Source organism: Dankookia sp. GCM10030260, from assembly GCF_042666655.1.
Lineage (GTDB): Bacteria > Pseudomonadota > Alphaproteobacteria > Acetobacterales > Acetobacteraceae > Paracraurococcus.
Window position 1 is genome coordinate 491,114 of record NZ_JBHTDE010000002.1, and the last position, 12,699, is coordinate 503,812.

The following is a 12,699-nucleotide window of genomic DNA, read 5'->3' on the forward strand; positions in this document are numbered from 1 at the left end:
CGCATCCGCCGGCCGCGCCACCGGGCCCCGATGGCGGTGCAGGACCGAAGCCGGGTGTCCCGCTGCCGGGATGACGCCGCCCCGCGCCCCGCCTACCCTGGCCGCCACCCAAGGGGAGAGAGACACATGGCACGCATCGGCTTCGTCGGGCTCGGCAACATGGGCGGGCCGATGGCGCGCAACCTGCTGAAGGCCGGCCACCAGGTCGCCGGGTTCGACCTCGTCCCCGCCGCGCTCGAGGCCTTCGCCGCAGCCGGCGGCACCGCCGCCGCCAGCGCCGCCGCGGCCACCGCCGATGCCGATTTCGTCGTCACCATGCTGCCCGCCGGCCGCCACGTGCGCGACGCCTGGCTCGGCGCCGGCGGCATGGCCGCGGCCGCGGCGCCGGCGGCCATCCTGATCGACTGCTCGACCATCGACGTCGCCACCGCCCGCGCGGTGGCGGGGGAGGCCGGCCGGCCGATGCTGGACGCCCCGGTCTCCGGCGGCACCATGGGGGCGGAGGCCGGCACGCTTACCTTCATGGTCGGCGGGCCGGACGCCGCCTTCGCCGCCGCCCAGCCCATCCTCGCCGCGATGGGCCGCACCATCGTCCACTGCGGCGCCGCCGGGGCGGGGCAGGCGGCCAAGGTCTGCAACAACATGATGCTGGCCGCCAACATGATCATCGCCTCCGAGGCGCTGGTGCTGGCGGAGCGGCTCGGCCTGTCGCACCAGGCGCTGTTCGACGTGGTGAGCAAGTCCTCCGGCCAGTCCTGGGCAATGACCACCTATTGCCCGGTGCCGGGCCTCGTCCCGACCAGCCCGGCCAACCGGGACTACAAGCCAGGCTTTGCCGGCGCGCTGATGCTCAAGGACCTGCGGCTGAGCCAGGAGGCCGCGGCGAGCGGCGGGGCGACGACGCCGCTCGGCGCCCAGGCACTGGCGTTGTTCGAACGCTTCGTCGCCGAGGGCGGCGGCGAGGTCGACTTCTCCGGCATCATCCGCATGCTGCGCGGCAGCTGATGGGCACGGTCAGCGGCGCGCCGACGGGCGATGCGGGGCACGACCGGATCGGGGTGAGCCACGCGACCCTATAAAGGTAAAATTTCACAGATTTGTGAAGAAACCTTTGGGCTGGTCTTCGGCAATTTGTGGGGGTGCATGAAAGCCGTCGCGGCGCGCTCCCGGGCGCCGCGGCGTCCCGCGCCGGGGCCTCCCGGCGCCGCGCACCGTCCATACTCCTCCCGCCGGGTTCCGCATTGACGCAGATTGTCCTTCGCCCTTCTCCGAGCACCGCCGGCCTTGCCGGGATGCTCGACCTCGTTCCCGTGGCGACGGTGATTCTCGACCGTCCCGGTCTGGGCGTGCTGGCCGGCAATGCCGAGGCGGCCGGGCTGCTCGGCTGCCGGCCCGATCGCTTGTCGGAGGCCTGGGAGGCAGCGCTCGAAGGCCATGCCGGCACGGCGCTGCGGCAGCGCCTCGCCGCGGTGACCAGCCGCGACCGGCCGGAGGTGTTCGACGCCCAGCTCGACCTGCCGGACCGGGCACCGCGCGCCATGCTGGTCCGCGCCCGCTGCGTGGAGCTGGAGGGCTGGCGGCTGATGTCCGCGGTGCTGGTCGACGTCACCCGCCGGGCCCGGGCCGAGGCCCGGCTCGCCACCGCGCATCGCCGGCTGGAAGTCGCGCTGGCCGGGGCGGCGCTCGGCGCCTGGCAGCGCGACTTGCGCACCGACCTGCTGGAGGTCACCCCCCGCTGGTGCGAGATGCTCGGCCTGCCGCCGATGAAGACGGTGCCGATGACCGTCTGGAAGACGCTGGTCCATCCCGACGACGTGGCGCAGCTGCGCGCCATGGCGGATGCGCCGATGGCCGAGGGGAGCGTCCGCTACGAGGTCGAGCTGCGGCTGCGCCATGCCGATGGGCGCTGGATCCCGGTGCTGTCGCGCGGCGAGGTGATCGAGCGCGATGCCGCCGGCCGCGCCGTGGTGCTCAGCGGCACGCATCACGACCTCTCGGCCCAGCAGGCCTCGGAAGCCGCGCGCCAGCAGAGCGAGATGGAGGCACGCCAGCGCCTGGCCGACCTCGAGACCCTCTACCGCTCGGCGCCGCTCGGCCTGGCGCAATTCGACCCCGCGCTGCGCGTCGTCCGCATCAACGAGGCGCTGGCCGAGATGAACGGCGCGCCGGTCGAGGCGCATCTCGGCCGCCCCGTCTGGGACCTGGTGCCCGACCTGCGCGCCGCGGCGGAGCCGCTGCTGCGCCGGGTGCTGGAGGGAGGCGAGACCATTACCGGCGTCGAGGTCAGCGGCGAGACGCCCAAGGCGCCCGGCGTGCGGCGCGACTGGGTGGAGCAGTTCTACCCGGTGCGCGACCCGGCGACCCAGGCGGTGATCGGCGCCGGCGTGGTCTGCGAGGAGGTGACGGAGCGGAAGCGGGCGGAGCGGACGCGCGAGCTGCTGCTGCGCGAGCTGGACCACCGGGTGAAGAACCTGTTCGCCATCGTCAGCGGGCTGGTCAGCTTCAGCGCCCGCGGCGCGACCTCGCCGCGGGAGATGCGGGACGCGCTGCTGGGCCGGGTCGGCGCGCTGGCCCGGGCGCATGACCTGGTCCGCCCGGCGATCGCCGGGGCTGGCGCCGGCCTGCCGGGCACCACCTTGGCCGAGGTGCTGCAGGCGCTGCTGGAACCCTTCGCCGGTGGCGGCAGCCTGCCCGAGCGGGTGTCGCTGCAGGGACCCGTGCTGCCGCTCGGCGCGACCTCGGCCCCGGCGGTGGCGTTGGCGGTGCATGAGCTGGCGACCAACGCAGCGAAATACGGCGCCCTGTCGCATGCGGGCGGGACGGTGGCGATCACATGGACGGCGGATGCCGCCGGCCTCCACCTCCGCTGGACCGAGCGGGGCGGGCCGGCGGTGGCGCCGCCGGCGCATCGCGGCTTCGGCCACCGGCTGGTGACGCAGAGCGCCGCCCAGCTCGGCGGCACCGCCAGCTTCGCCTGGCCGGCGGAAGGCCTGGCGGTCGAGCTGCTGCTGCCGCTCGACCGGGTCGCCGGCTGAAGCATGATGCGTCCGGCTTCGCTCACGAATCCTGTTTCAGCGTCTGTGGGCGCGCGCGATCGAGGCTTGCCGGCGATTCCGCCTCTCGCCGTCGCGCTCTAGGCTTTCGGCAGGCGGCCGGCGTCGCGCCGCTGCTCGAAGGCCTTGGCGTGGATATAGGCGGCCTCATGCGCCTCGTGCGGCACGCCGGCGGCGCGGGCCTGGGCGAGCAGGAAGCCGAGGATGTGGTCCGCCTCGATCCGCCCGCCGGCCTCCAGGTCGCGCAGCATCGAAGTGGCATAGCCGGCCTTGGGATCGGCGAACATGGCGCGGAACTCGGCCATGAAGGCCTCGGTCATCGGCTGGCCGTTGGCGGCGGCGATGGCGGCGTTGCGGTCCAGCACCCGGTGCATGAATTCGACGCCGCCCGGGCTGCGGGCGATCTCGCCGGTATTGGCCCGCATCAGCACCGTGCTGACCGCGCTGGTGCCGAGATGCACCAGCTTCTCCCACATCCGCTGGCGGATGTCGGGGACGGCGGTGGCGACCATGCCCTCGGCGCGTGCGGCGAGCTCGGCGAAGGCCCGGACCCGCGGGCTCATGCTGCCGTCCAGCTCGCCGAAGGTCAGCCAGCGCCAGTCGTTGAGCTGCCTGACCACGCCGTCGGCGCCCATCGTCGCCTGGATCTTGGCCAGGCCCCCAAGCACCGCTGCCTCGCCGAAGGCCGCCTGCAGGGTGGCGATGTGCGACAGGCCGTTCAGCACCGGCAGGATGGCGGTGCCGGCATCGACCGCCGGGCGGATGGTGGCGATGGCATCGGCCAGGTCGTAGGCCTTGCAGGTCAGCAGGATCAGGTCCCAGCCGGGCCCGGCCTCGGTCGCCGCGACGGTGCGGGCCGGCAGCCGCGCGGCGCCGAAGGGGCTCTCGATGACCAGCCCGTCCTGCGCCAGCTGCGCCTGGCGGCGCGGCCGCACCAGATAGGCGACCTCCGCCCCCGCCTGCTGCAGCCGCCCGCCGAAATAGCCGCCGAGCGCGCCGGCGCCGAGGACCAGGATGCGCATTCTTGTCTTCTCCCTTTTCGGCCGCGAGCCTGCCCTATCGCCAGCGGCGATGCATCCACAACCACTGGCCGGGATGCTCGCGCACCCAGCCCTCGACGATGCGGTTCATCAGCGCGGTCGCCGCCGCCACGTCGATGCGGCCCTTCGGGTCGCGCGGCAATTCCACCGCCTCGGTCAGTTCCAGCCGGAAGCCGCCATCGGCCTCGCGGATGGCGCGGGCGCCATGTACCGGGCAGTCGAAGCGGCGGGCGAGGTGGGCGACCAGCGGGTTGGAGAAAGCAGGCCGACCCAGGAAGGGCACCTGTGGGCCGCGGCCGAAGCGCTGGTCGATCAGCATGCCCACATGCAGGCCCTGATCGAGTGCCTCCATCATGCGGATCGGCGCCTCGATCCCGGCCGGGATCAGCCGGCCCATGCTCTCGGTCCGCAGCGCCACGATGTCGCGCGCCACATGCGGGTTGTTCGGCGTGCGATACAGCACCGCGGCCGGCAGCCCATGCCTGGCGGCCGCGATCGCCGGCAGCTCCCAATTCGCCAGGTGCGCGGCGAAGAACAGCGCGGGCTTGCCGTCGTCGCGCAGCGCCATGAAGCGGTCGATCACCTCGGGCGCGATGCGGATGCGGCCCTGCCGCGGCGCCTCGGGGTCGAAATCCCACAGCCGATCGAGATGCACGTATTCCGACGCGGTGCGCCCGAGGTTGTCCCAGGCGTCGCGGGCGATCCGCGCATGCTCGGCGGCCGGCATTTCGGGGAAGGCGTGGCGGATGTTGTCCAGCGTGGTCCGCTGCACCGGCAACAGCGGGCCGATGCCGCGGGCAAGGAGCGCCCCCAGCGCGGCCGCCCGGTCCGGTCCCAGCAGCCGCACCAGCGCGAAGAGCCCACGCACCACCCCTGCGACGGCGCGATCCGCCGCCCGCCGCAGCAGGGCCCGCATGGCTAGAGGGTGACGACCAGCTTGCCGAAGACCTGCCGGCTTTCCAGCCGCTGCAGCGCCGCGGCGAAGCCTTCCAGCGGCGTCACCGTATCCAGCACCGGTGTCAGCCCGCCGGCCATCTTCGCCAGCCCGTCGGCGATGTTGCGCATCGATGCGCCGAAGCTGCCGAAGATGTGGAGCTGGCGCTGGAAGATCATCATCAGGTTGGTCTCGGCCGAGACGCCCGAGGTGCTGCCGCAGGTCACCAGCCGCCCGCCCATCCGCAGCGACAGCAGGCTGCCGGCCCAGGTGGTGGCGCCGACATGCTCGAACACCACGTCGACGCCGCGCTTCTTCGTCACCTTGCGCGCCACGCTCTCGAAGCGGTCGTCGGTGTAGTTGACCACATGGTCGGCTCCGAGCGCCTTCGCCTGGGCGCATTTCTCGTCGGAGCCCGCGGTGGCGATGACCGTGCAACCCAGCGCCTTGGCCATCTTCACCGCGACGGTCCCGATCCCCGACCCCGCCGCCTGGATCAGGATGGTCTCGCCCGGCTGCAGCTTGGCGTTGTCGAACAGCATGTGCTCGACCGTGCTGAAGGTGATCGCGGCGCAGGCCGCGTCGTTGACCGAGACGCCGTCCGGCACCGGCACCAGCAGCCGCGCGCTCTGGTTCATGTATTCCTGGGCGAAGCCATCGACATGGAAGCCCTTCACCCCGGCGACGTTCTCGCAGAGGTTGTCGCGGCCTTCCCGGCAGGCCCGGCAATGGCCGCAGGTCAGCGCGCCGTAGGGCACGGCCAACTGGCCGATGCGCCAGCCGCTCACGCCCTCGCCGAGCGCCGCGACCTCGCCCACCGCCTCGGCGCCCACCGTCAGCGGCAGGGCCCGCTTGGCGAAGGCCATGCCGCGCCAGCCCCAGACGTCGATGTGGTTGAGCGCCACGGCGCGCATGCGCAGCCGCACCTCGCCGGGGCCGGGCGGCGGCGGCTCGGGGACGTCGACCAGGCGGGTGTCGCGGTCGCCGAAGAGCTGCAGGGCGCGCATCAGGGGTACTCGCTGGAAGAAGCAAGGAAGGCTGGGGAGAAGGCATTCTCCCCAGACCCCTCACCTATTTCTGGGAGTCGGCACCTGCCGCGCGGCAGGTGCCGACTCACGAAAAGCAAAGGTGGGGTCTGGGGAGGAAATGCCTTTTCCTCCCCAGCCTTGTTCTCGCTCACGGCGCCGCCCCGATCACCAGGCAGACATTCTGCCCGCCGAAGCCGAAGCTGTTCGACAGCACCCGCGCGACCTTCGCCGGCCGCGCCACGTTCGGCACCACGTCCAGGCCTAGCGTGGGGTCGGGCGTCTCGTGGTTGATGGTCGGCGGCAGCATCCCGTCGCGGATGGTCAGCAGGCTGAACACCGCCTCGATCGCCCCGGCAGCCGACAGCGTATGGCCGATCATGGATTTGTTCGACGAGATCGGCGGGCAAGCATCGCCGAATACGGCGCGCATCCCCAGTGTCTCCATCTTGTCGTTCTCCGGCGTGCCGGTGCCGTGGCCGTTGACGTAGTCGATGTCCCTGGGCTCCAGCCCGGCATCGGCGATCGCCGCCCGCATGGCGCCGATGATCGCCGCGCCATCCGGATTGGACCGGGTGCGGTGGAAGCTGTCCGCCCGTTCCCCGGCGCCGAGCAGCAGGCCGAGCACCGTGGCGCCGCGCGCCTCGGCGCTCTCGAGGCTCTCCAGCACCAGCGCCGCGGCGCCCTCGCTCATCACGAAGCCCTCGCGGGTCTTCTCGAAGGGGCGGGACGCCTTGGTCGGGTCGTCGTTGCGCGTCGACAGCGCCGAGAGCAGGGAGAAGCGGATCAGCGCCTCCGGCTGCACGCTGCCCTCGGCGCCGATGCAGAGCGCGGCGGCGCTCTCGCCGCGTTGGATCGCCTCGATGCCAAGCTGGATCGCCGAGGCGCCGGTGGCGCAGGCGGTGGTCAGCGAGACCGGCGCGCCCTCGGTGCCGAAGCGGTCGGCCAGCCTTTCGCCGACGCCGCCGAACAGCGCGCCCTCGAACAGGTCGACGCGGCCGGTGGCGGCATGGACCATCTCCGGGTAGCGAACGGTCTGGGCGCCGTTGCCGCTGCGGGCCAGTTCCAGCCGCTGCGGCCACTCGACCTCGACCGGCGGCATGCCGAGGAAGAGTGGCCCGGGGAAATGTCCATCGGTGCCGAGCCGGGCGGCGGCGATCGCCTCCGCGCCGGCCAGCGCACCCATGCTCTCGACCCGGCCGGGGGAGGTGAGGGGCGTGCCGCCGGCATCCTCGGCCAGGTCGACCTGTCCGGCGATGGTGGTGCGCAGGTGCTCGGTCGGGAAGCGGGTAATGCGCCGGATGCCCGAGCGCCCGGCCAGCAGCCCGGCCCAGCTCTCGGCGACGCCAATGCCGAGCGGCGTCACCAGGCCGATGCCGGTGACGGCCACGACGTGGCGGCCGAGATGGTCGCGTGTCCTGCTGTTCATGCGAAAGGCTCCGCCGGGGCGATGGGCTCCACCAGGGCCAGTGCCTCGCCGCGCCAGACGCCGAAGCCGGTGACCAGCGCCTGCGGCGCCGCGCCGGCGGCGACGGTCAGGGCGCCGAGCGCGATACCGGCCGGGAAGGCGGCTTCGATAGGGTGCCCGATCAGGTCGGCGGTCTGGTGCACAGGACCCTGGGCCGGGCCGGAATCGCGCAGCCCTGTCAGGAAGGCCGCCTCCCCGGCGGTCGGCTCCACGGCGCCGGTAGCACCCGAGATGACCGCATAGCCGGGCTTGAGCTCGAGCCTGCCGGCCAGCGACGCGGCGGTCGCCTCGGCGGTGTCGGCGCCGCGCCGCCGAGCGGCGCCGGTACGCACCGTGGTCAGCCGGGCGATGCCCGTGGCGCCGCGCGCCCGCGCGTGGCTCTCGGTCTCCAGCACCAGGAAGGCCGCGGCGGTGCCGGTGACCAGCCCGCCGCCGGCGGCTTGCCGCGCCGCGACCGGGGCCCAGCCCTCCCGCCAGAGCTGGCCCGAGGCGCCGTAGAGCAGCAGCATGTCCCAGCGCCCGGCGACATAGGCGCCGCCGACCAGCGCGATGCCACCACGGCCTTCGCCCAGCCGGGCGGCGGCGATCCGCACCGCATCGGCGGCGGCGCTCTCCTCGCCCATGAAGGTGCGGGAGGAGCCAGTGACGCCATGGACGATCGAGATGTTGCCGGCCAGCAGGTTGGAGAGCTGGGCGAGGAACAGCGTCGGCCGCAGGCCATTGGCCAGCCGCTCGTTCAGCAGCCGGGCGGCGTCCTCGGGCGGCAGCCGGGCGATCTCGGTGCAGACCGCCTCGTCGAGGCCCACGTCGCGCTCGCCGCCGCCGGCGGCGACGATCAGGTGCATGTCGCGCACCAGGCCGCGCGCGCCGGCATGGTCGATCGCCAGGCCCGCGGCATAGGTACCGAGCCGCTGCCAGGGTTCCATCTGCCGCTGGTCGCCCTTCTTCGGGATCTGCTTGTCCAGGTCCAGCGCCGGCATCGGGTGGATCGGGTAGGGCGCGAAGCTGGCGGAATCCACCACCGGCGCGGCGCCGGCCAGCGCGGCCCGGTGCAGCTCGGTGCCCTCGCCGAGCGAGGAGACCAGGCCGATGCCGGTAATCCAGATGGTCTCGGTCATGGTTGCGGCGGTCCACTCAAGGTCGGGCGGGCCGTGCCACGGCTATGGGCCATGCAGCCCTCCGCCGATCGGACCGCCTATTCCGATCCGCACGGCCTGGGCACGCATGGCGGCCTCGAGCTCCGGCGCGGGGAAGGGCAGGGTGCGGAAGACCAGCTCGGCATCGCAGATGCGCTTGCCGGCGACCGCGATGCTCGCCTTGGTCACCGCATAGCCGGAGCCGTCATGCTCCAGCTTCGCCGCGACCTCCAGCCGGGTCTCCGGCACGACGAAGCTGCGGAACTTGGCGTCCTTGACCGCCGACAGGAACGGCATGCGGGCGAAGCCGAAGCGGGCAAGCAGCATGTAGCCGCTGGCCTGCGCCATGGTCTCGACCAGCAGCACCCCGGGCACCAGCGGGTGGCCGGGAAAGTGCCCCTCGAAGACCGGGCTCTCGGCCGGGACGACCGCCTCGGCGGCGATGCTCTCGGGATCGACCGCCGTGACGCGGTCGATCATCTGGAAGTATTCAAGGCGCATGGCCCGCCGTTCAGGCTCCGGCCGTCTTGGCCGCCACCAACTCGTCGATGCGGGCCGCCAGGTTCTTCAGCACGAAGTACTGCTCGGCCGGGGCGGTGCCGGCATTGACTTCCTGGGTCCAGGCCTCGACCGGGACCTTGATGCCGAAAGCTTTGTCGATGGCGAAGACGATGTCGAGGAAGTCCAGGCTGTCGATGCCGAGATCATTGATCACATGGCTATCGGGCGTGATCTGCTCGCGGGGGACGTCGGACGTCTCCGCGATGATGTCGGCGATGCGGTCGAGCGCCGAAGCCATGGCGAATCTCCGGATGGTCTGTGAAGGAGGGGGTCTTTCGCGCGATCCGGCGCGCTTGTCCAGCGCCGGCACAAACGCCGGCGTGAACGGCCGCGTGCCGTGACCGGAGTCAGGTCTGGTGCCCCCGGGGAGATTCGAACTCCCACACCCTCTCGGGCGAGCGATTTTGAGTCGCCTGCGTCTACCGTTCCGCCACAGGGGCCGCCTGCGCCATCTAGCCCGTGACCCGGCGGCGGTCCAGCGTCAGGCTACTCCCCGGCATGGGTCTCGAAATCGGCTGGCGCCGTGATCTCGACCAGTTCCAGGTCGTCGGAATGCTCGATCTCCCGGTGGCGGACCCGTGGCGCCTGATAGACGCAGTCGCCGGGGCGCAGCATGACCTCGCCGACATCCTCGTACTCGAAGCGCACCCAGCCCTTCAGGATGAAGACCATCTGGAAGGTGACGTCGTGCCAGTGCCAGTGCGGCTGAGCATGCGTCCCCGGCACCGCACGGACGACATTGGCGCCGAAGGCGCCGCCCGAGGCGTCCTTCATCCCCAGGTCGCGATAGGCGAAGAAGGCGCGCAGCCCGGCGTCGAATTCGGCGCCTTCGGCATGGCGGACGGTGGTGCGGCCGCTGCCGGCCTGCCCAGGGGGATACAGCGGTGCGTCATCAGGCATAGTTCGGCTCCCTTTTTCGTGTGCGTTCTTCACGGATGCGTGTATTGTCTGCGCATGGCCGACGGATCGGACGGCCAGTTCGCCAGCTTGAAGGGATGCCGCGCATGCGGGAAGCCTCCCGACCGCAGGCGCGCGCCGAGCAGCGCGCCCTGACCGTCGCCGTCGTCTGGATGCTGCTGGTGCAGCTCGGCTGCGTCCTGCTTTGGGATGCCGGCTGGCTGTCCCGCCAGGCGGCGCTGATCCACTGGCTGATCGTCGGTGTGCTGCCGCCGGCCTTGGCTCTCTGGGGCATGCGCCAGCCCGACCCTGAGATCGTCCGCCGGCCGAACTGAGGCGGCCGTCGCGCGTTCCTCGCGCGCCCCGCGCCGTCGCGCCTTCCCGGCAAGCCTCGCGTCGTCGCGCCCTTTTGGGTGGCCTCGCGGCGTCGCGACGCAACTGTCACGACGCCACGGCCTTTCCCAGCCTAATGGCTGGATCTTTCTTCCTGCCGCCACCGCCAGGTGTGCCCGGGTTGGGCCCCATCGGTCGCGCGGCATTGCTCCTTGATTTCGATGGCACCCTGGTGGAGATCGCCGCCCGGCCCGATGCCGTGCGCGTGCCGCCAGAGCTGCCCGGTCTGCTGCGCCGCCTGGCGGGGGAGCTTTCCGGCGCGCTCGCCGTGGTCAGCGGCCGGCCGCTGCGCGACCTCGACGTCTTCCTGCCGGTGCCGATCGCCATGGCCGGCGACCACGGCGCCTCGCTGCGTCCCGATCCGGGCCAGCCGCCGCTGCGCCAGGACCTGCCGCATGCCCCCGCCGCATGGCGTGCCCGCGCCGCGCAGTTCCTCGCCGAGCATCCCGCGGCGCTGATCGAGGACAAGGAGCACGGCTTCGTCATCCATTACCGCCAGGCGCCCGAGCTCGGCCCGGCGGCCGAAGCGCTGCTCGCCTCCCTGGTCGCCGAGGATCCGGCGGCCTTCACCCTGCTGGAAGCCCGCATGGCCTGGGAGCTGCGCCCACGCGGCGCCTCCAAGGGCACCGCGGTGCAGGCGCTGATGTCGCGCCCGCCCTTCGCCGGCCGTGTCCCGGTCTTCATCGGCGACGACGTGACCGACGAGGAGGGGATGGAAGTGGCCCGCGGCTTCGGTGGCATGGGGCTGCGCCTGCAGGACGCCTTCGGCAGCCCCGCCGCGCTGCGCGACTGGCTGGCGCTCGCCGCCGCACCCCCCGGTCCCGCCGGCACCGACCCGTGAACCGCCTCGTCATCGTCGCCAACCGCGTTCCCAATCCCCGGGAACGCGGCGCCACGGCGGGCGGCCTGGCCGTTGCGCTGAAGGATGCCCTGGCGCGGCGGGAGGCGATGTGGTTCGGCTGGTCCGGCCAGATCGCCGAGCAGACCGCCACCGACCCCACCGAGTTCAAGGCCGGCCGGATCACCTACGCCACGCTCGACCTGGGGCGGGAGGACTACCGCCGCTTCTACCAGGGCTTCGCCAATGGCTCGCTCTGGCCGACGCTGCACTACCGGCTGGGCCTTTCGCAATTCTCGCGCGAGGACCATGCCGGCTACGGCCGGGTGAACGCCGCCTTCGCCACCGCCCTGGCGCCGCTGCTGCGCCCCGACGACAGCATCTGGGCGCACGACTTCCACCTGTTCCCCTTCGGCGCCGAGCTGCGCCGGCTGGGCTGCAAGCAGCGCATCGGCTTCTTCCTGCACGTGCCCTTCCCACCGGGCGGGCTGTTCTGCGCCCTGCCGCGGGCCGAGGAACTGCTCGCCGACCTGGCCGCCTACGACGTCATCGGGGTGCAGACCGAGGACGACGCCGCCAACCTGCGCGGCGCCCTGATCGCGGCCGGGCAGGCCGAGGCTGCCGCCCGGGTGCATGCCTTCCCGATCGGCATCGAGGCCGAGCCTTTCACCATCCTGGCCGAGAAGGCGCTGACCAAGCGGGAGACCGAGCGGTTCCGCACCTCCCTGGTCGACCGCGCGCTGATCATCGGCGTCGACCGGCTGGACTATACCAAGGGCCTGCCGCAGCGCTTCTGCGGCTACGGCCAGTTGCTGGCGCGGTTCAAGGGGCACCGGTCGAAGGTCACCTACCTGCAGGTCGCCCCGGTCTCCCGCGGCGACGTGGCGCAGTACCGGGCGCTGCGGCGCGAGCTCGACGAATGGGTCGGCCGCATCAACGGCGCCTATGCCGAGCCCGACTGGGCGCCGCTGCGCTACATGACCCGCGCGGTGGCGCGGCCGGTCCTGGCCGGCTTCATGCGCATGGCGCGCGTCGGGCTGGTGACGCCGTTGCGCGACGGGATGAACCTGGTGGCCAAGGAATACATCGCCGCGCAGAACCCGGACGACCCCGGCGTGCTGGTGCTGTCCCGCTTCGCCGGCGCCGTGGCGCAACTGCCGGGCGCCCTGCTGGTCAACCCGCTGGACCCCGACGAGATCGCCGAGGCGCTCGACCAGGCGCTGACCATGAACCGAGGCGAGCGCCGGTCGCGCTTCGAGGACTGCGCGGTGTCGGTGCGGCGGGACGGCGCGAAGGCCTGGTGCCGCGACTTCCTCGGCGTGCTCGAAGGCGCCAACGACGCCTGAGCGGCCCG

At 72.6% G+C, this 12,699-nt stretch carries 13 protein-coding genes and 1 tRNA gene; 5 read left to right on the forward strand and 9 right to left on the reverse strand.

Annotation, left to right across the window (positions count from 1 at the left end):
• The first annotated feature begins 126 nt into the window (after nt 1-126).
• Nucleotides 127-1,005: a 3-hydroxyisobutyrate dehydrogenase gene (gene mmsB / locus ACFQS7_RS08780; protein ID WP_380066664.1), complete on the forward strand. Its 879-nt coding sequence runs from the start codon at nt 127-129 to the stop codon at nt 1,003-1,005.
• 287 nt (nt 1,006-1,292) lie between these two features.
• Nucleotides 1,293-3,035: a sensor histidine kinase gene (locus ACFQS7_RS08785; RefSeq protein ID WP_380066665.1), complete on the forward strand. Its 1,743-nt coding sequence runs from the start codon at nt 1,293-1,295 to the stop codon at nt 3,033-3,035.
• 98 nt (nt 3,036-3,133) lie between these two features.
• On the opposite strand, the gene ACFQS7_RS08790 is transcribed toward ACFQS7_RS08785, so the two are convergent.
• From ACFQS7_RS08790 to ACFQS7_RS08830, 9 genes are all read right to left on the reverse strand, one after another.
• Nucleotides 3,134-4,075 (reverse strand): ketopantoate reductase family protein, encoded by a 942-nt coding sequence (locus tag ACFQS7_RS08790; protein ID WP_380066666.1) that lies wholly within the window; start codon nt 4,073-4,075, stop codon nt 3,134-3,136.
• 34 nt (nt 4,076-4,109) lie between these two features.
• Nucleotides 4,110-5,009, reverse strand: coding sequence for a lipid A biosynthesis lauroyl acyltransferase (locus ACFQS7_RS08795; RefSeq protein ID WP_380066667.1), 900 nt, complete (start codon nt 5,007-5,009; stop codon nt 4,110-4,112).
• Between the two features lie 2 nt (nt 5,010-5,011).
• Complete coding sequence (locus ACFQS7_RS08800; protein WP_380066668.1) at nt 5,012-6,034, reverse strand: zinc-binding dehydrogenase; 1,023 nt, start codon at nt 6,032-6,034, stop codon at nt 5,012-5,014.
• A gap of 169 nt (nt 6,035-6,203) precedes the next feature.
• A complete protein-coding gene (locus ACFQS7_RS08805; protein WP_380066669.1) occupies nt 6,204-7,481 on the reverse strand; it encodes a beta-ketoacyl-ACP synthase in 1,278 nt (425 codons plus the stop codon).
• Complete coding sequence (locus ACFQS7_RS08810) at nt 7,478-8,638, reverse strand: beta-ketoacyl-ACP synthase (protein ID WP_380066670.1); 1,161 nt, start codon at nt 8,636-8,638, stop codon at nt 7,478-7,480. Before ACFQS7_RS08810 ends, ACFQS7_RS08805 begins: the two co-directional genes overlap by 4 nt.
• A 42-nt stretch (nt 8,639-8,680) precedes the next feature.
• Nucleotides 8,681-9,157: a 3-hydroxyacyl-ACP dehydratase FabZ family protein gene (locus ACFQS7_RS08815; RefSeq protein ID WP_380066671.1), complete on the reverse strand. Its 477-nt coding sequence runs from the start codon at nt 9,155-9,157 to the stop codon at nt 8,681-8,683.
• Nucleotides 9,158-9,167: 10 nt separating this feature from the next.
• The gene (locus tag ACFQS7_RS08820; RefSeq protein ID WP_380066672.1) at nt 9,168-9,455 is read right to left on the reverse strand and encodes an acyl carrier protein; all 288 of its coding nucleotides are present in this window, start codon (nt 9,453-9,455) and stop codon (nt 9,168-9,170) included.
• Between the two features lie 116 nt (nt 9,456-9,571).
• Nucleotides 9,572-9,657, reverse strand: a tRNA-Leu gene (locus tag ACFQS7_RS08825).
• A 46-nt stretch (nt 9,658-9,703) separates the two neighbouring features.
• Nucleotides 9,704-10,117 (reverse strand): cupin domain-containing protein, encoded by a 414-nt coding sequence (locus ACFQS7_RS08830; protein WP_380066673.1) that lies wholly within the window; start codon nt 10,115-10,117, stop codon nt 9,704-9,706.
• A gap of 104 nt (nt 10,118-10,221) precedes the next feature.
• Here ACFQS7_RS08830 and ACFQS7_RS08835 point away from each other — a divergent pair, with 104 nt between their 5' ends.
• The 3 genes from ACFQS7_RS08835 to ACFQS7_RS08845 all read left to right on the forward strand — a co-directional run bounded on the left by ACFQS7_RS08835 (nt 10,222) and on the right by ACFQS7_RS08845 (nt 12,691).
• Complete coding sequence (locus ACFQS7_RS08835) at nt 10,222-10,449, forward strand: hypothetical protein (RefSeq protein ID WP_380066674.1); 228 nt, start codon at nt 10,222-10,224, stop codon at nt 10,447-10,449.
• 203 nt (nt 10,450-10,652) lie between these two features.
• Nucleotides 10,653-11,348 (forward strand): trehalose-phosphatase, encoded by a 696-nt coding sequence (gene otsB, locus ACFQS7_RS08840; protein WP_380066675.1) that lies wholly within the window; start codon nt 10,653-10,655, stop codon nt 11,346-11,348.
• Nucleotides 11,345-12,691, forward strand: coding sequence for a trehalose-6-phosphate synthase (locus ACFQS7_RS08845; protein ID WP_380066676.1), 1,347 nt, complete (start codon nt 11,345-11,347; stop codon nt 12,689-12,691). The genes otsB and ACFQS7_RS08845 overlap by 4 nt, the downstream gene beginning before the upstream one ends.
• Nucleotides 12,692-12,699: the final 8 nt, after the last annotated feature.

Excerpts from the sequence above, each read along its gene's own strand:
- ACFQS7_RS08810 (WP_380066670.1), bottom strand. The coding sequence starts at position 8,638 with ATGACCGAGACCATCTGGATTACCGGCATCGGCCTGGTCTCCTCGCTC.
- ACFQS7_RS08795 (WP_380066667.1), bottom strand. The coding sequence starts at position 5,009 with ATGCGGGCCCTGCTGCGGCGGGCGGCGGATCGCGCCGTCGCAGGGGTG.
- ACFQS7_RS08800 (WP_380066668.1), bottom strand. The coding sequence starts at position 6,034 with ATGCGCGCCCTGCAGCTCTTCGGCGACCGCGACACCCGCCTGGTCGAC.
- ACFQS7_RS08790 (WP_380066666.1), bottom strand. The coding sequence starts at position 4,075 with ATGCGCATCCTGGTCCTCGGCGCCGGCGCGCTCGGCGGCTATTTCGGC.
- ACFQS7_RS08805 (WP_380066669.1), bottom strand. The coding sequence starts at position 7,481 with ATGAACAGCAGGACACGCGACCATCTCGGCCGCCACGTCGTGGCCGTC.
- ACFQS7_RS08785 (WP_380066665.1), top strand. The coding sequence starts at position 1,293 with ATGCTCGACCTCGTTCCCGTGGCGACGGTGATTCTCGACCGTCCCGGT.
- ACFQS7_RS08815 (WP_380066671.1), bottom strand. The coding sequence starts at position 9,157 with ATGCGCCTTGAATACTTCCAGATGATCGACCGCGTCACGGCGGTCGAT.
- ACFQS7_RS08820 (WP_380066672.1), bottom strand. The coding sequence starts at position 9,455 with ATGGCTTCGGCGCTCGACCGCATCGCCGACATCATCGCGGAGACGTCC.
- ACFQS7_RS08835 (WP_380066674.1), top strand. The coding sequence starts at position 10,222 with ATGCGGGAAGCCTCCCGACCGCAGGCGCGCGCCGAGCAGCGCGCCCTG.
- ACFQS7_RS08830 (WP_380066673.1), bottom strand. The coding sequence starts at position 10,117 with ATGCCTGATGACGCACCGCTGTATCCCCCTGGGCAGGCCGGCAGCGGC.
- mmsB (WP_380066664.1), top strand. The coding sequence starts at position 127 with ATGGCACGCATCGGCTTCGTCGGGCTCGGCAACATGGGCGGGCCGATG.